The sequence below is a fragment of the Wolbachia endosymbiont (group B) of Aricia artaxerxes genome, assembly GCF_964026975.1.
Classification (GTDB): Bacteria; Pseudomonadota; Alphaproteobacteria; order Rickettsiales; family Anaplasmataceae; genus Wolbachia.
On sequence record NZ_OZ034718.1, the window covers coordinates 22,932 to 39,282 of the forward strand.

Annotated in this window: 17 protein-coding genes and 2 tRNA genes; 2 read left to right on the forward strand and 17 right to left on the reverse strand. The window is 32.6% G+C overall.

Annotation, left to right across the window (positions count from 1 at the left end):
* Positions 1–16: 16 nt before the first annotated feature.
* A complete protein-coding gene (locus AAGE00_RS00115) occupies positions 17–781 on the reverse strand; it encodes an ankyrin repeat domain-containing protein (RefSeq protein WP_341815257.1) in 765 nt (254 codons plus the stop codon).
* A 56-nt stretch (positions 782–837) separates the two neighbouring features.
* Between AAGE00_RS00115 and AAGE00_RS00120 the strand changes: the two genes are divergently transcribed.
* Complete coding sequence (locus AAGE00_RS00120; protein ID WP_213863833.1) at positions 838–1,815, forward strand: quinone oxidoreductase family protein; 978 nt, start codon at positions 838–840, stop codon at positions 1,813–1,815.
* 127 nt (positions 1,816–1,942) lie between these two features.
* On the opposite strand, the gene dapA is transcribed toward AAGE00_RS00120, so the two are convergent.
* The 9 genes from dapA to elbB all read right to left on the reverse strand — a co-directional run bounded on the left by dapA (position 1,943) and on the right by elbB (position 8,700).
* Positions 1,943–2,824: a 4-hydroxy-tetrahydrodipicolinate synthase gene (dapA, locus tag AAGE00_RS00125; protein ID WP_213863832.1), complete on the reverse strand. Its 882-nt coding sequence runs from the start codon at positions 2,822–2,824 to the stop codon at positions 1,943–1,945.
* 9 nt (positions 2,825–2,833) lie between these two features.
* On the reverse strand, positions 2,834–3,316 hold the full coding sequence (gene ssb / locus AAGE00_RS00130; RefSeq protein WP_006014313.1) for a single-stranded DNA-binding protein: 483 nt from the start codon (positions 3,314–3,316) through the stop codon (positions 2,834–2,836).
* Positions 3,317–3,384: 68 nt separating this feature from the next.
* A tRNA-Arg gene (locus AAGE00_RS00135) sits at positions 3,385–3,458 on the reverse strand.
* A 12-nt stretch (positions 3,459–3,470) separates the two neighbouring features.
* Positions 3,471–4,259, reverse strand: a complete 789-nt coding sequence (locus AAGE00_RS00140; protein WP_052264933.1) for a hypothetical protein — start codon at positions 4,257–4,259, stop codon at positions 3,471–3,473.
* Positions 4,256–4,864 carry a hypothetical protein gene (locus tag AAGE00_RS00145; protein WP_010406999.1) on the reverse strand — a complete coding sequence of 203 codons (609 nt, stop codon included), beginning with the start codon at positions 4,862–4,864 and terminating at the stop codon, positions 4,256–4,258. Before AAGE00_RS00145 ends, AAGE00_RS00140 begins: the two co-directional genes overlap by 4 nt.
* Positions 4,865–4,868: 4 nt before the next feature.
* The gene (locus AAGE00_RS00150; RefSeq protein WP_341815258.1) at positions 4,869–6,329 is read right to left on the reverse strand and encodes a hypothetical protein; all 1,461 of its coding nucleotides are present in this window, start codon (positions 6,327–6,329) and stop codon (positions 4,869–4,871) included.
* Between the two features lie 249 nt (positions 6,330–6,578).
* Complete coding sequence (gene ispH, locus AAGE00_RS00155; RefSeq protein ID WP_213863831.1) at positions 6,579–7,505, reverse strand: 4-hydroxy-3-methylbut-2-enyl diphosphate reductase; 927 nt, start codon at positions 7,503–7,505, stop codon at positions 6,579–6,581.
* Between the two features lie 58 nt (positions 7,506–7,563).
* Positions 7,564–7,872, reverse strand: coding sequence for a hypothetical protein (locus tag AAGE00_RS00160; RefSeq protein WP_213863830.1), 309 nt, complete (start codon positions 7,870–7,872; stop codon positions 7,564–7,566).
* A gap of 129 nt (positions 7,873–8,001) precedes the next feature.
* Positions 8,002–8,700, reverse strand: a complete 699-nt coding sequence (gene elbB, locus AAGE00_RS00165; protein WP_007302219.1) for an isoprenoid biosynthesis glyoxalase ElbB — start codon at positions 8,698–8,700, stop codon at positions 8,002–8,004.
* A 141-nt stretch (positions 8,701–8,841) separates the two neighbouring features.
* On the opposite strand from elbB, the gene AAGE00_RS00170 reads away from it, so the two are divergent.
* Positions 8,842–9,810, forward strand: a complete 969-nt coding sequence (locus AAGE00_RS00170) for a glycine zipper family protein (RefSeq protein WP_213863829.1) — start codon at positions 8,842–8,844, stop codon at positions 9,808–9,810.
* A 550-nt stretch (positions 9,811–10,360) separates the two neighbouring features.
* On the opposite strand, the gene AAGE00_RS00175 is transcribed toward AAGE00_RS00170, so the two are convergent.
* From AAGE00_RS00175 to mnmA, 7 genes are all read right to left on the reverse strand, one after another.
* Positions 10,361–10,912 carry a 5-formyltetrahydrofolate cyclo-ligase gene (locus AAGE00_RS00175; RefSeq protein WP_019236783.1) on the reverse strand — a complete coding sequence of 184 codons (552 nt, stop codon included), beginning with the start codon at positions 10,910–10,912 and terminating at the stop codon, positions 10,361–10,363.
* Positions 10,896–11,525, reverse strand: coding sequence for a hypothetical protein (locus AAGE00_RS00180; protein ID WP_019236782.1), 630 nt, complete (start codon positions 11,523–11,525; stop codon positions 10,896–10,898). The genes AAGE00_RS00175 and AAGE00_RS00180 overlap by 17 nt, the downstream gene beginning before the upstream one ends.
* A gap of 33 nt (positions 11,526–11,558) precedes the next feature.
* A complete protein-coding gene (locus AAGE00_RS00185) occupies positions 11,559–12,686 on the reverse strand; it encodes a SurA N-terminal domain-containing protein (protein ID WP_019236781.1) in 1,128 nt (375 codons plus the stop codon).
* Between the two features lie 118 nt (positions 12,687–12,804).
* A tRNA-Ser gene (locus AAGE00_RS00190) sits at positions 12,805–12,895 on the reverse strand.
* 338 nt (positions 12,896–13,233) lie between these two features.
* Positions 13,234–13,740 carry an inorganic diphosphatase gene (ppa, locus tag AAGE00_RS00195; protein WP_019236780.1) on the reverse strand — a complete coding sequence of 169 codons (507 nt, stop codon included), beginning with the start codon at positions 13,738–13,740 and terminating at the stop codon, positions 13,234–13,236.
* 80 nt (positions 13,741–13,820) lie between these two features.
* Complete coding sequence (locus tag AAGE00_RS00200; RefSeq protein WP_213863828.1) at positions 13,821–15,119, reverse strand: hypothetical protein; 1,299 nt, start codon at positions 15,117–15,119, stop codon at positions 13,821–13,823.
* Between the two features lie 112 nt (positions 15,120–15,231).
* Positions 15,232–16,338 (reverse strand): tRNA 2-thiouridine(34) synthase MnmA, encoded by a 1,107-nt coding sequence (mnmA, locus tag AAGE00_RS00205; RefSeq protein WP_019236778.1) that lies wholly within the window; start codon positions 16,336–16,338, stop codon positions 15,232–15,234.
* Positions 16,339–16,351 lie beyond the last annotated feature (13 nt).

Sequence of the window (16,351 nt, forward strand, 5' to 3'; positions counted from 1 at the left end):
AGGTTGTACGATACATCTATTGAATTGAGCAGGAGCTCTTATTTGCTTTTTGCACACTGACTACTTGTGTTTCAGTGTTCGTTGTTGCTAATTCCCATCCTTCATTATTTGCTTCACAAGCATTCCAACATTGAGCCAACTCCTTATTATTTTTTACAGAATCTGGTATTTCTATGTTGGGATTTTTTTCTAATGTATGCTTAATTAGAATCTCACAGCAATTTTTGCGTTCAATTGACTTATCCTTACAATATAATTCAGCAACACACTCTAAAGCAGTGTTTCCATTGTAGTTTTCATCTGGGCTATCATTCACTCCCGCTTTTATGAGAGCCTTTAATATGTCCGGAGAATGGGTCAAAACACAGGCATGTAAATATCCTTTTTCATTTTGCACATTAGCTCCTGCTTTTATTAAAACTTGCGCTAAATTTGTTAAAGTGTATAATTTATAATTAATGGCAATAGAAAAAAGACTATCTATTGGAAAGCCATCATAATCTTTCAAGTCAAATTGGTGATTAATATCAAATCCTTTTTTTTCCCAAGAAGTATATAAATATTTACAATAATCTCTTTTTTTATCTGATTTTTGTATTCTATATTCTAACCTTTCTTTTATTTTTTTTATTACATTGTTAACATCCAAATCATTATCTTCATCCACTTTGCACAACACATTGAATAAAACACCATAAAGCCAAATTTCTCTGTTCATGATAATTTGTGCCTCAAAACTATTAACAATACGCTTATGTAGTGTATAAACTCTAAATAACATTTTGCAAAATATTAATTGCTAGATAACATAATTAAAGTTTTTGTCTTACATTTATCATGGTTAGAGCTATACAAATTAAAAAAACTGGGGGGCCAGAAGTATTAGAATTTGTAGATAAGAGCATAGGTGAGCCAAAAGATGAGGAAGTCTTAATACGTCATACAACTATCGGCTTAAATCGTTATGATTTAGAACATAGAAAAGGTATACGCAAAATTAAAGATCTGCCATCAGTACTTGGAGTAGAGGCAGTAGGAGTTGTTGAAAAGCTTGGTAAAAAAATTAGTGATGGACTTAAGGTTGGAGATAGAGTTGGATATTGCACAGCTCTTCCAGGGGCATATTGTGAAAAGCGCATTGTACACCAGAAATATTTGATAAAAATTCCGAATGATATACCTGATGAAGTTGCTGCTGCAGTATTGTTTAAAGGTATGACAGCTCACTATTTAGTTAATCAATCTTATAGAATCAGGCCTGGTGCTTTTGTACTAGTTCATGGAGCTAATGGTGGTTTGGGGCAAATAATATGCCAATGGGCAAAGGATAAAAAAGGTGTAGTGATAGGTTCTATAAGCTCTGACGAAAAAATGAAGATAGCTTTACAAAGTGGCTGCACATACGCAATAAACTACAATGATAAAGACTTCGTTTCTAAAATCATGGAGATTACGAAAAATAGAGGAGTAGGTGCGGTGTATGACCCTATAGGTTACGCTACAAGCAAGCTCTCTTTTGAATCTTTAGGTAAGTTTGGCATATATGTTTCCTATGGGCAGATATCAGGTAATGCTCCTATTAATTTCTCTTTACTTAGTTCGCGTTCGTTATTTGCAGCTGGAACTTCGATATATCACTACAAGCACAATAGACTTACGTTAGTGCTTACTGCAATGGAAATTTTTGAAATGATAAGAAAAAAACTTTTAATTGTACGAATTAATAAAAAATATAAATTTGATGAAATAATAGAGGCTCATCGTGACATGGAAAATAGAAAAGTAAGTGGGCTAAATATTATCAAAGTTTCTTAAATAACTTAGTAGCCTAAAATAATTATTCATTAAGTCATATCAACAAGAATTTCACATGGTTAGTTTTCTTATAACAAGTTAGTTTATTTGATGCAGGTGTAGAAGTTGATGATGTGTGTTCCTAGCTTTAGCTATTAGTCAATTCTTTCCATCCAAGAATCATTTTATTAGCTTGCCTCAATGTTTCAATAGAAGGCAAGTCTTCTGTGCTTAGTGGTAGACGAACAGTTTTGTGTTCTATAAGCCCAATGTCATGCAAGAGTGCTTTAGTAGGTATTGGATTGCTGGCAGTAAATAGAGTTTTGCAAGCTTGTTGCCAACTGTCTGCCTGAGGGTTCTCGCCACTCATGCATTGCTTAACATATTCATGTACTACACGTGGCCAAACATTGGCAGCAACAGAAACCAGACCAGCCGCACCCTTAGCAGCCATATCGGGTATCATATTATCATCTCCGCAAAAGACCTCAATATTTGGTGCAACTTTCTTATACTGAGTTAAAGTATCAACGGTGCCACTTGAATCTTTGATAGCCCAAGATTTTTCGTGGCTGGATAAGTTGCGTACAGTTTCAGCGTGAAGACTCACTCCTGCTCTTGATGGAATATTGTAAAGCATGGCTGGCACATGTGCTTTTTCAAGCAGCTTTTCAAACCATAAAGTTTGCCCCATGATTCCAGGCTTTGTATAAATTGGAGTTATCATTAGATAACCGTGAATAGGCATACCCTTGCAAAAATCAAGCCATTCAAGAGTCTGATATAGATTCACTCCTGGTACACCAATTATAATTTTCGTATTTAATTTTAGCTCACACACAAATTCAACTAATGTGCGCTTTTCAGAATCAGTAAGTGATAAGCTTTCACCTGTGCTACCTAGCAACACTACACCATTTTCAGCTTCAGCTTGCATTGTTAGTAAACGCTGCAAGCTTTGGTAATCTATACTATCTCCACTGCAATTAAAGGGAGTAACACAAGCAGTCCATAAAAATGTAGATTTCAATTGAAGTTATTAAAATGGTATTTCATCATCGATTAGTTCGTCTTTTATATCGTTGTCAAAACTTCCGTGTTTATCTTTTTGTTCTGTTTCATTTTGTTTGTATTCACTTGGCTTGTAATCAGAGTTTGACATACTGTTTCGTGAATCTAAAAGGGTAAGGGCACTATTAAAGTTATATAGCACCACCTCTGTCGTATACCTTTCACTACCATTTTGGTCAGTCCATTTTCTAGTTCTCAGAGAACCTTCAACGTAAACTTTACTACCTTTCCGTGCAAAGTCTTTAACAATTTTTACTAGTCCTTCACTAAAAATTACAATATTATGCCATTCTGTCTTTTCAGAGCGCGTACCAGAAAATTTGTCAGTCCAACTTTCAGATGTGGCTATCGAAAAACTTGCCATCTCTTTTCCATTTTGTGTAGTCCTAATTTCAGGATCTTTTCCTAAATTACCAACTAATATGACTTTATTTATAGTACCACTAGACATAATTATGCTTTAAAATAAATCTCTTTATTATCTTATGTGAGAGTATTATTGTCAAATTTAATTAAAAACGCGCTTGGAGGGATTCGAACCCACGACCTTTGCCTCCGGAGGGCAACGCTCTATCCAACTGAGCTACAAGCGCAGATGTATTAGATTATTTAATAGATAAACTATCTAAATCAAATTTTTGTTCTGGATAAAGCGTAAACATAATACCTCCATGTCCAAAATGTACATTTTTAGAATTGCTTATCCGTTCTTTTGTTATCTTTTGGTTTACAGCCCATGAAAAAGTTACATAATTTTCAGTTACTGAGTGCACTTTTAAATCCTTAGTATTTATAAACAACTTTCCATTTACCCATATTTTCCATGTATCGGGGGAAAAGTATAAAATTGAATCTAAACTGACTACTTTACAATTGAAATTTTCTTCCTCTGTAACTCCTGAAGACTGTAAGTTAAACTTTTCCATCTCACTAACTATTCTATTAACCTGCTCTTCATCAAAAAAAATGCTTTTTATGCTACCATATTGCGATAAAGTACTCTCTGCTGCCTCTTTTATTATATCGTCTCGATCTATATAATAATTGTTGATAAAAAAACACTCCTTCGCACGCAAATTTGCTATATCAATGAAGTCATTTATTTCTTGATTTCCAACTTTTAAAATACTTTTTAAGTACTTCTTTTCTATAATCATTCCATCATTAGAATGATGACAGACCATTTCATCATTGCCTTGTCTTTCTATATATACACATAAATTTTCACTATTTAACCCTAATATTTTATGCTCAATAAAATCTTCATTACTAATATGCTGTTGGCAAGAATATTTTTTACAAATCCCTATATTTTCTACAAGATCTTCGCAATTGCAATATGCACTAACATTAAAAAACAGCAGCGTAAAAATAAAAAACAACTTTATATTCATCTACTTAATATGGTATACCAATCAAAAACTATACTAGCTCTCACTATCTCTATCATATTACCACTTAAAATCTGGTTTATAACTTTAGCATCTATATTTCTCTGCTTATTCAAGGTAAGAGATCTGATCATAACATAACCAGGAAGATTTGGAATAGACTGTAGAAATAAAAAAATATGCTTATCGCTAATTGAGCTTAAACTTAGAACCACTTCACTTCTTATTACTTTTGTATGTTCACTTTTATTGTGGAGTTCAGCTTCTTCAGGTATAGAAATTGATATTTCAGGTTCTAACATGTAGTGTTTTTTATATAGCTTGTTAAGCTCAAAATTTAAATTTGTAATGTATCTGCTACTATGTAAGTTTGAAGAAGAAATTCTTTTCCATAAATCTAGGTTTTTATTTAGAACGACTTCTTTCTTTTGAATTTCAATGATCTGTAAATTAATAGAGCGTATTTCCTCAGCTGCAGTTTGATTTTTATTATAAACCTTTTTGTTATAGATAATAAAACACGTTGATAACCCTATTAATACAATAGATAACAATAAGTAATATATGCACTGAATTGTAGCTTTTCTTTTTAGTTGAGAGATAGTCATCAATCTACATTGCCTCTCCTATTTCAACATCAATAGATAGATTTTTCTCTTTAGTAGTAGGTAAGCTAGAGATACTAATATCATGAGTACGGAAATTATCGTTTAAATTTTTCTGTAGTTTCTCGTATTGACAAGAAATGTCTTTACCAGATTGAAAATTAAACCTTAAAGTTGTGGTAATATAACTTTTTGCCTCATTATAATTCCACTCAAACGATTGAAGCTCTACACCTGGTACTTTTAACTTTTCTGCATACTTAATTTGTGTAAGGGGAGAGTACTCTATTTTTGATAAAATATTATTTATATTAATAAAATCGTAAACTTCATCTATCTTTTTTACATTATAGATTTGGCTAAGTTTTATTAGTTTGTTATTTAAAGCACTCCGCGTTGCAGATAAATTATCAGCAACATTAAAATTTGAATACAAATTTTGCAAACAAAAGGCGTTAATTACAACTAAAACCAAGAGTAGGTATAGAAAAATTTGAGGAGAATTTAAATAAAGATAATTAAATAGATAAAATTCTTTAGTTTCTTTTGTGTTAAAAATATTTATTGGCTTATTCTTAAAGCTGTGAAACAAAATTGTAGTATCACAAAAGCTATCTTTTTCGCTTATAGCTAATTCTGCCCCCAATAGTTTACCCAGCTCATATGGAGTCAATATGTTCACACTATTCTCTGAAAAATTTATAACTGATAAACTAGATTTAATAGCTTCTGATACTATAATGCAGAGGTCGACAGGGTCATTTTTTTCAAATCCAAACTTAGTTAAAGATTGAATTGTATTTTTCACTTCCTGATATATTTCACCAGCAATGATTCCTGGTAAATTATCATTAGTAAATGGTATTAAACGTGTAAATATCATTTTGTTCTCTTTAAGAACCACTTGTCTATAGCCACCTGTTTTAGTTGCAGCAACTATAATTTTCCAGTTACTAGGATCTTTGTGTAGAATCTTTTTTGCTATACTGACTAGTTCTATAGGAAACATTAATATTCCTTTAAAGTTAGAGCCTATTTCAACAAACACGTCCAACCAATATTCTATTAAATGATTTGCTTTTGATGAAACAAATAGATACCACCAGTTTTGATTAAATTTATTCGGCTTTTCGACCAAGAGAATAGAATTTATATCGTTATTATGAGCAAAATGCTCTACTTTTGTTTTTGCTGATAGATAAGCACTAATCCTATTTACTCTTGGGATAGACTGTAGCAAATAGTTCTGATCAGTGTGATTGAGAACCAGATATAAGGGTGCTTTTTTATCTGATGAAAGACATGAAATTAAGTCAGAAACAGCTTTATTATTTTTGTCCTTAGCAAAATATCTTTTATTTAAAGTATCATTTTTAAAATATAGTAACATTGTGCCTTCTTTTCCTATAGAAAGCATAAACTTACTTTTGGGTTTTGACCCAAACATATTAACAAAGTGTATACTCATCTAGAATTAAAAAGGTAATTTATTGAAATTCATTAAACATTAGATGACAATATTACTTATATTATAAGTTTTTGATAAAATTAGTAGTAATATTAACCCTTTTGTATGATGAAGGTTTTTTATATTTGTGCTAGACACAACTTAACCTGACAAACGAGGATTAATTATATCTCAGCTTGATATTTTATTCTCCAACAGACTGAAAATTGAATTAAGCTAAAGACTTGATTTGACGCACGTTGTTGCACATTACCATTTAGTATACTTGAACTGAACATTTTCAGTGAATCCATCTGGCATGACTGAAACTTTTGTATTCATATTTATTTTTAAGTAATTTACTAGCTCATCAACTAATATATCAGGAGCAGAAGCACCTGCAGTAATTCCTATTTTTTCTGCGCCCTGCAACCAATTTTTGTTCATACATTTATAATTATCAATCAAATAGGCTCTTTTTCCTCTGGAAATACATAGGTCTAATAAACGGTTTGAATTTGAACTATTTTTGCTTCCTACAATTAACACTACGTCTGTAATTTTAGCCAATTTTTTAACAGCGTTCTGCCTATTTTGTGTTGCATAGCATATATCTTTTAAGTCGGGGCCTGTAATGCTTGGAAATCTGAGCTTCAGTGTAGCAATAATTTCTTTGGTATCGTCAATACTTAACGTGGTTTGTGTTACATAAGATAAATTATCTGGATCTTTGATTTGTAAATTGTATACGTCTTGCATAGTTTGCACTAGAGATATAGGATTACTTACTCTTCCTATAATTCCTTTAACTTCTGGATGATTTTCATGTCCAATTAGAATTAATTCTTTACCACTATCCTCATACCTTTTTGCCTCTTTATGTACTTTGCTAACTAATGGACATGTTGCATCAATCACTTGAACACCCTTTCTTTTTGCCTCATCCTCTATACTTTTCGACACTCCATGTGCGCTAAAGATCAATATTCCTCTATTGTCTTTAATGTCTTCTATGCTGCTTACAAAAACCACTCCTTGTTTCTTGAAGTCCTCTACTATATACTTATTATGAACGATTTCGTGTAGTACATAAACTTGGCGTTCATTTTTGTATTTCTCTAAAGTGATTGCTAATATGTCTACAGCTCTTTTAACACCTGCACAGAAACCGCGTGGTTCAGCTAAGATAATCTCCATTTTTTAAGTAAGTATGTAAACATTGCTAAAAAGTAAGCTCCGCTCACTATGTTTCATATCATGACTGCTTTACTATAATTTCAAATTTATCATTACCAAGATTCTTATTAATATACCAGGAACCGTCATCTTTAATTACAAATTCGGGACTCTTGAGGTCTCTTTTTATTGTCTTTCCATCTTGGCCATCCATAGCAATATGGATATCGAATGTAACGATGTCTAGATTTACCATGCCTTTTTTCCCATTGTCTGAATTTAGACTAAACTTGCCCAACATGACATCATTAATACTCACTTCTCCTGCATAAGTATCACACTGACCATCTACACAACACTCACTTTCAATATAAAAAAGGTCTGACATATTTACATCTATAAAAAAAAGAACTAAACTTACATACTAAATATAGCTTACCATTAATAAGCAATTACAGATTACTTTGGCTACAACAATAATGCAACTGACATAATTAATTGTATAAGAAACTACACTTTAGAGAAATGGTTGTTTGGTTTTTTTATTAATTTTTTTCACCATACTGTCAATCATGTGTTTTATTCCTTGATATACAGAGTGTGTACTTTCGTCACTACGCATATAAGCAGAGCAGGAAAATATATTATGCTTTTCGTCTTCTATTGATAGCTTTGTATCGCATGTTATATGTTCGCCGCCGAGCTTCTCTATCAACTGGTCTTTGTCGTCTCCTATAGTTACCTTAATCTTACTTTCTTCTTTACCTATCTTGCTACTTAAAATTAAAACAATAATGGCTGGAGATATACATATAGTTCCTATTGGCTTTTTTGCAACAAAGAACTCTGAGACTAATCTTTCAAACTCAGGCATTACTGTTTTATTTTCAGCTAAGTCAGATAAATTTTTCGCAACTCCATATCCACCAGGTACGACTAGCATGTCAAAATTTTCAGCTTTAGCTTCTCTTAGGTCATATATCTCACCTCTTGCGATTCTTGCTGCTTCTACAAGTACATTCCTTTTTTCTTTTACCGCCTCTTTTGTTTTGTGATCCATAACTTGTGTGATATTGATATCAGGTGCAAAACATTTAACATCCACTTCCTGCTGATCAAGCACAAGCAAACTTAAAACCGCTTCTCTCACCTCTGTGCCATCGAGGTGGCCGCATCCTGATAAAACCACAGCGGCTCTTAATTTTTTCTCACCCATAAAATACCTTGATTTCATATAATCTAGGTATTGTAATACAAATTCCATATTTGGAAAGGAGTAATTATTTTATGTCAATTATAATATAATTAATAATTAGTATATATAATTAGGCATATTTATAATTGATGGGAATTGAATATGGTACAAGGTGGTGCAGTAGATACTGGTAACAGCGAGTACCTTGCTCAAGGTATATTTGAAATTATTCAAGGAGATAAAGCTTTACAGGAAGAAGCAAGAAAGTTTTTGGATCAAAATGAAGATCTGAAAAATTTAGATTCAACTAAAAAGGCAGACATAATCAGTTTATTAGAAAATGAGAAAAGCGAAAAATTTTTTACAGCTGTGTCAAAAAAATTATCAGGAAGAGAAAAATTCAAAAAACTAGCTGAGCAAGTTGGTAAAAATCTAGTAATGGAGGAAAAACTTGAAGCTTTAGGCAACCAACTGTTAGCTCAAGGATTGATAAGTGGAGCAGCAGTTACAACACTAACAGGTGCACTAGCAGGTACATTAGCAATAGGGGGAGTGACTGGTGCATTAATTGTTGGCGGAGCAGCATTAGTAGGGTTTGTAGCACTAGTTGCTATAGCTGCTATTGGTTATGCTATATATCAGCATAGAGGTGAGATAAAAGAAGGAGCGATGAAAGCAGGAAAAGAAGTGAAAAGTTTTGTGAAAGATGTGATCGATAAATTACCTACGATTCAAGACAGAGAGAATAATTTTGAAAAGTTAATAAGCAATTTAATGGAAAAGAATCTTGAAGCTGATGAAGGAAAAAGAACAATGTTTAGTAATGAAATAAAAATAATAAAAATGCTTCGGAATCAAGAGCAACTAGCAGCCATAGGACAGTTAATAGGGGAAGATAAGGCTGGTCTTTTGAACAATCTTATAAGCAAGGGTACTAGTACTCATGAGGAAGATATGCAGAAATTGCTAGATTTGATGAAAGATTTTCAACCTGCAATTATGGCCATTGGTGATAATGACATAGAGAAGGTAAGAGAAAAAGTTAATGAGAAAGTTAAAGAAATGAAGCCAAGTCCTGAAGTGAAGAATCCAAGTTCTGAACAAGTTGATGGAAACAAAATGAAAAAATAGAATTGATGCATTTGGGGAGCGTTTTAATGTATCTGTCTATCTTATTTTGCCACCCTGCTAAGCGGACACAAAAAATTACTTCCGCATATTTTAAATCTCATTATAATTACAAATAGAGATATTTTAAGAGCTCAAAATCTATCTTTAGTCTGCAGACTTTTTAATCAAACTTATTAAAAATGTATTCTTCAGTGTATATCTGTCGTATGTGCACTGCATTTTTTTCTAATCTTTTTTACAGGGGGATTTTATGTCCAGAATTCCAGATATTTGACCTTTACTTTAGCTAATAAAAACCAACTGGTACCTGCGGTTTTTATAGCTACGTTTCTCAAACAAGTTTCAAATGAATAGATTTCTTGCATAACTGGAATTCAAAAGTTGATGTCATTCTAGCGCGTGACGCTAGAATCCAGTCCTTTTGTGCAAAAAACGTTGTAAAGTAACTTAGTTGGATCCCAGTGTCAGCTACTCTGATGACAAGACAGGTTTCAATATTTGCATGCATCTAAACAGATAAGCAATTACTATCAGAAAGAGGTAGACTATGCTACTCCTTTCTATCCGTTTTCTTGAGCAACCTGCTTTCAAGTCTAACACACATCTCAGTAATTATAATATCCAATTTTTGATCGTGTTTTTCCACAGGTAAATTTTTACAATATTGCTTCTCATAGGCTACACCTATAAATATTTTTCCAAGTGGCCGTAATTTTTTTATCATTTCATCATACCAACCACCGCCAAAACCTAACCTATTAAAATGATCATCAAAAGCAATAACAGGAGTAATGATTGTATCGGGGATTATATCTTCATCTGCTTTATTCCATTCCTCAAATTTTAATAACTTGTTTTTATTAGGGACTGCTACTTTATAATCTAAATCGAGTAAACGATGCATCAAAGGCACAACATTAATTTCTCCGTCTGTTGGAATGTACGCTGCTATTGTTTTACCTTTAACGTAGCTTAAGTTCTGATTAAAGAGATTAATAAGGGAACTTGCTGCATAACTGGAATAACTTTCATCAACATCTTTTCTTATGGTTCTATATTGCTTCCTTAGTTCCTCTTTGTGCTGTTTAGTGTCTTTGAACATGTTCTATCCATTTTGCAGTGAGCTTTTCTTGTAAACTATTTTGCTTCAAGCGCTCACTTAAAAAATCAAAGTCAACAAGCTCCATATCCTGGTCTTGATTACTGCAACTATAAACAAAACTTATTTCTCCTGTTTCCTTATTTATGTGTTGCTGAATACATTGAGCGCAGATTTCTTTCATCATGCACTGCATAGGAGAGTTAACTGATGATATTGCTATGTGTTTTGGTTTTAGATATGGCTTTAAAATTGTTTTTCTAGCTTCATTTATAGCTTTCATCATTTTATCAGAACCAATAGTGATGATTTTATCTATAGTGTTTAAACTAATAGTAATTTTACCTAACTTTCCTTGCTGATATGAGATTATTGCATCAACTATATTACCATGAAAGGATTTATCCTGTTCTCTGCTTGTTTCTATCAATCCTTCTTCACATGCCCAAATTACTGCACTTGATGCACGTTCTATCAGTGCTCGTTTAAATACATCACTTAATTTTTTATAGCCAGCGAAATATAAAACCTTATGATTGTTTTCAAGACATGCCTTCCCTATCGAAAATAACACTGCATTTCCAACTCCACCGCCAATGAGCATTATATTCTTCATAAACTTTTTATGGAGTAGAAAACCTCTCTAACTTCAATTAAACTGATAACTAACAGCTGCATTTTTACGCATATTATCCAATAACAGGTTGCTTTGTATCATAATCTTTTGTTGATACATTTCCTGTTTGATTGCTTCTATATCCATTGCATTATTTTTGATATCACATAACATCATCAACTTTGCAGTGCTATTTTCTCTTAATTCTACTATTTCATTCATATTTGTTTTACTAAATAAAATCTGTAAATCAGGATTTAAATTTCGCATTTTTATTTCAAACTCTTTTACGCTTGGCAACTTGAAATCATCTGCTAACTTGTCAAAATTTAAACAACTGACCTTTTGCTCCTTAAAACTAGAGAGTAAACTTTCTGAACCTTCAACTACAACCTGTTTCAGTTTTAAAGTACTTTTCAGCATTGTATGATTAAGCTGTACTTTATCTATGACTTTTATAACAGAGTAACCTTCGCTTAAACTAACCGGACCTGCTACATCACTGATTTCTAATCCTTCCAAAACGTCCTTGAGTTTACCTTTTAGCTGACTTAAATTAACGGTTGCTTTGCTCATCTTTATTGAAGATTCTGGATTATTACTGGTACGTAATTTTTTTACTAAGTCTTCAGCTATCTTCTGATCGGGAATTATGAACTCCTGAAACGTAATAAGGTAATCAGACTTCTCTTTTTGCTTTCTTGCATCATCCACTTCTTGATCGCTGATATTAATAAGCGGTACAACTCCTACTTCAATAATCTTGTTCCACAGCAGCTGACACTTTATTTGTTTTTTTAGGGTATTGAGATCTATATTATGCTTTTTTACGTATTGATCAACTTCATCAGCCTTAAGTTTTAAACTTTGAGTTAAGAATAACGTGACAGCATTATTTAACTCCTCGTTACTCAATTCTATATTCATCTTCTGTGCTTCGCTGACAATGATAATTTCGTCTATTAACTGTCTTAGAATTTGAGATTTTACCTCTTTTTGATTAATCTTCTGAGTGCCAAGCAATGAATTTATGAAGTTTATACGTCTTTCGATATCTAAATTTGAAATTGGCTCACCATTTACATCTGCAACAATTTCAATCTCAGTTGCAAGTAACCTAAGCGGCAGCATTATTAATATCAAAATTAGTATTTTATGCATATAAAATTATTTAGCTAATAACTAATTCTATAATAAATACTGAATAAACGCTAGCTAACTTTTTAATAATTAAAAAAGAGGGTGAAATTACTGTAATGAATACCTAAACAATAATATACGGAAGGAGAGGGATTCGAACCCTCGATACGACTTTTCAATCGTATAACGGTTTAGCAAACCGCCGCCTTCAGCCGCTCGGCCACCCTTCCAAGTTTAGAACTTAAGATTATATAATATCAAGACCTTTACTGCCTGTCTAATGCTTTTAATTGCAATATTTGTATCTGTTCAGATGCATGCAAATATTGAAACCTGTCTTGTCATCAGAGTAGCTGACACTGGGATCCAACTAAGTTACTTTACAACGTTTTTTGTGCGAAAGGACTGGATCCCAGTGTCAAGCACTGGGATGACACCATTTGTTGTAAACTCACTTTTACTCTATGGTTATACTACCACCGCTATCCTGAACGGATACCAATATTTACCCATTAAAAACAACAACATTTTTCCGAATAACTGTAATTTAAGGCTAAATCAACGCAAACTAATTTCTACTTTTTTCAATGATTTCTTTTGCTTTTTCCACATTAGCCCATTCTCCAACTGTCACCGTTTTTCCCTTTTCTAAATCTTTATAATGAGAAAAGAAATGAGCTATTTTATCTAGTAAGTTTTTAGATAAATCAGAATAGTTTTTTATATTGTCATAATAGCTATCAACACTGGAGATAGGTACAGCTAATATTTTTTCATCCTCTCCTTTCTCGTCTTTGGTAAGTAATGCACCTACTGGACGCACCGATATCAAAACTCCAGGCGCTAAAGGAAATTGAGTTAGCACCAAAACATCCGCAGGGTCACCATCACCTGCGCAGGTATTTGGTATAAACCCATAATTGCAAGGATAAGTCATTGAGGTAGACAAAAATCTGTCAACTTGTAACAACCCAAGCTCTTTATTAAATTCATACTTTACAGGCTCAGCATTTGCACTTATTTCAATTACTACATTTATTTCATCTGGTTTTGTTGTTACTTTGCTTAAATCCATGGATTACCTCGTTATTCAAGAGAAGATATTATATAGCATACACTTTAAAAGTGCTACATTTATCATTCATAAGTAGAGATTCATGATTGAATAGGACCATTTGCAAAACTGTTAATAGTTGTATCATTGATCGTTGAATGTGGCGGTTCTTGAGGTGATTTTAGTAGTTGAAATAAAGCATATACTATTACGATAGTAAGTACTGCAGCAACTATGAAATTGATGAGATTATTTTGTGGCAAAATATTTGTTATTGAGTTGAATAACTTTTGCTCCATAAAGAAATAATCAGCAGTATATAATCCAATAGACAATATAAACATACCTAAAGCTAATTTACAAAATGTGTTTTTATGATTTTTGTTTTTTTTGTTACTGATACTAGAGTTTAGTCTGCATTCACTTTGTGGCACTGAGTAATACGTATTCTCAGGGTTTGTTACTAATTGTTCAAATGCATCACTATTTTGGTTTTTTAGTAGTTGCTCTAGAGTACGTTTGATATTTTTAGGATATAGAGAATCTTGACTGTCTTGCTCTCTTGCAGCTGTAAATGTCCCGTTCAATTCACTTATACCTCTATAATTAAGTGTATACTTGGTGAATCCATTTCTATACGGTAACTCAATTTTTCTTAATACCTTTATTAACTGTAAGATGTAACTGTAATACAGTGGTGTGTTGATTACTCTAGCTTTCTCATTAATATATTGATTGAGTGATAAAATATCTCCATTTCCAGTACATGTAGAAAATATACCATAACTAGAAAATAGTAATGCTATGTCTTTATCTATTTTTATACTGTGAATCGAGTAATAATGATTTATTACCTCTTTACATAAGCTAAACTCTTTATCAAATTCATTTGCATAGCTTATTTTGAGTAACTTTTTAATATTATTGAGTACTTGTTTCTCAAAGTCATCATTATTGTTAAATAGAGCTTCACCTTTCGGATTTGCTAGAATATTAAAAAGCTTTAGTTTTTTTTGATCTTCTGTCAATTCTACTTGATCTACAATTTCCCTTAGCAGTTTCTTCGAAGTGTCACAAAGAGTAGGTATTTTTTTACTTTCAACTGCAGCATATATTTTATCAATTACTTCTTGAGTATTGAACTGAGCATTTTCTGCAAGAACTCTATAAGCTTGAACATAAATTAAAAACAATCCTTGTAGACTAAATTTTAAGTTAAAATATTTATCTAATGGCTCTTGTTCTTTTTTATTAATGAATTCGAATAGACCTATATGATTTCTGCAATCCATGCAATGATGTAAGCCAGCATGTTGAAAACTGCCCAAACGAATAAATGCGGCTTCTAGTAAATTGCCCTTACCAACAATTTTTATTAACTCTTCAACTTCTTTAACCATCCCTCTAGTCCACAATATAATAATTATCTTTATAGTATAAAGAATATAGGATAAAACAGCAATAAATTTTATTGTATGTTTACATTCTGCATTAAAAAATTAAACCACCAAGTTAGGAGCATATCCAACCTCCACCTATAACTTGTTCGCCCTTATATGCTACACAGGCTTGACCTGGACTGATGCCAAAGTAATCGTCGTTTAAAATTACACAGGCTTTGTTCTTTTCGTCAGTTGAATATATTGTCGCTAAGCTTCCTGCATGTGATGACCTAAGCTTCACAGTTACTTCCATGCCTTCTTTTGGTTGTTCTAACCAATTTAACTCTTTGACCAATATCTTTTTTTGCATTAGAGCATTGATCGGGCCTACTACAACTTCATTATTTTCTGTATTAATTTTTATCACGTAAAGAGGCTCATTGTGTGCGATGCAGAGGCCTCTTCTCTGTCCCACTGTAAAATTTACTATGCCGCTGTGCTCACCTAGCACTTTTCCATGAATATCTACTATTTTACCTTTCTGCACAGATTGTGGAGCTAATTTAGCTATTGTTTTACTATAGCTTTCGGAAACAAAGCATATATCTTGACTATCCGGCTTTTCAGAAATTTGTAAGCCAAAATACTTTGCTAATTTTCTTATATCACTTTTATAGAACCCACCTAATGGAAATCGCAAAAGCTTTAACTGCTCCTCAGTAGTTGCAAACAAAAAATAACTTTGATCTTTACTTTTATCAATACTTCTGCACAACTTTACCTCACCATTTTCTTCTAATCTTCTTACGTAATGTCCTGTTACGAGCACATCCGCACCAAGATTTTTTGTAACTTGCAATAGATCGCGAAATTTTACTGTTTGGTTACACCTTACGCACGGTATGGGAGTTTCTCCACGCATATAGGTATTTGCAAAATCCTCTATTACTTCCTTTTTGAATATTTCCTCGTAGTTTAAAATATAGTGGGGAAAGCCAACACTTTCAGCCACGTATTTGGCATCATAAATATCCTGTCCAGCGCAGCATGCACCCTTTCTCGCATTACCATCACTGCCATAGAGCTGAAGAGTCACACCTATCACTTCGTACCCAAGGTTATACAGCAGTGCTGCAGCAACGGAGCTATCAACTCCCCCGGACATTGCAACAATAGCCTTAGTTTGATGCGGAGCTTTATCTTTTAATAAAGGTTCAATTTCAAATTCTTTTAGCATATAATTTATAAAC

Coding starts and splice junctions, on each gene's coding strand:
- AAGE00_RS00115 (WP_341815257.1), bottom strand. CDS start 781: ATGTTATTTAGAGTTTATACACTACATAAGCGTATTGTTAATAGTTTT.
- AAGE00_RS00120 (WP_213863833.1), top strand. CDS start 838: ATGGTTAGAGCTATACAAATTAAAAAAACTGGGGGGCCAGAAGTATTA.
- ssb (WP_006014313.1), bottom strand. CDS start 3,316: ATGTCTAGTGGTACTATAAATAAAGTCATATTAGTTGGTAATTTAGGA.
- AAGE00_RS00140 (WP_052264933.1), bottom strand. CDS start 4,259: ATGAATATAAAGTTGTTTTTTATTTTTACGCTGCTGTTTTTTAATGTT.
- AAGE00_RS00145 (WP_010406999.1), bottom strand. CDS start 4,864: ATGACTATCTCTCAACTAAAAAGAAAAGCTACAATTCAGTGCATATAT.
- AAGE00_RS00150 (WP_341815258.1), bottom strand. CDS start 6,329: ATGAGTATACACTTTGTTAATATGTTTGGGTCAAAACCCAAAAGTAAG.
- ispH (WP_213863831.1), bottom strand. CDS start 7,505: ATGGAGATTATCTTAGCTGAACCACGCGGTTTCTGTGCAGGTGTTAAA.
- AAGE00_RS00160 (WP_213863830.1), bottom strand. CDS start 7,872: ATGTCAGACCTTTTTTATATTGAAAGTGAGTGTTGTGTAGATGGTCAG.
- elbB (WP_007302219.1), bottom strand. CDS start 8,700: ATGGGTGAGAAAAAATTAAGAGCCGCTGTGGTTTTATCAGGATGCGGC.
- AAGE00_RS00170 (WP_213863829.1), top strand. CDS start 8,842: ATGGTACAAGGTGGTGCAGTAGATACTGGTAACAGCGAGTACCTTGCT.
- AAGE00_RS00175 (WP_019236783.1), bottom strand. CDS start 10,912: ATGTTCAAAGACACTAAACAGCACAAAGAGGAACTAAGGAAGCAATAT.
- AAGE00_RS00180 (WP_019236782.1), bottom strand. CDS start 11,525: ATGAAGAATATAATGCTCATTGGCGGTGGAGTTGGAAATGCAGTGTTA.
- AAGE00_RS00185 (WP_019236781.1), bottom strand. CDS start 12,686: ATGCATAAAATACTAATTTTGATATTAATAATGCTGCCGCTTAGGTTA.
- ppa (WP_019236780.1), bottom strand. CDS start 13,740: ATGGATTTAAGCAAAGTAACAACAAAACCAGATGAAATAAATGTAGTA.
- AAGE00_RS00200 (WP_213863828.1), bottom strand. CDS start 15,119: ATGGTTAAAGAAGTTGAAGAGTTAATAAAAATTGTTGGTAAGGGCAAT.
- mnmA (WP_019236778.1), bottom strand. CDS start 16,338: ATGCTAAAAGAATTTGAAATTGAACCTTTATTAAAAGATAAAGCTCCG.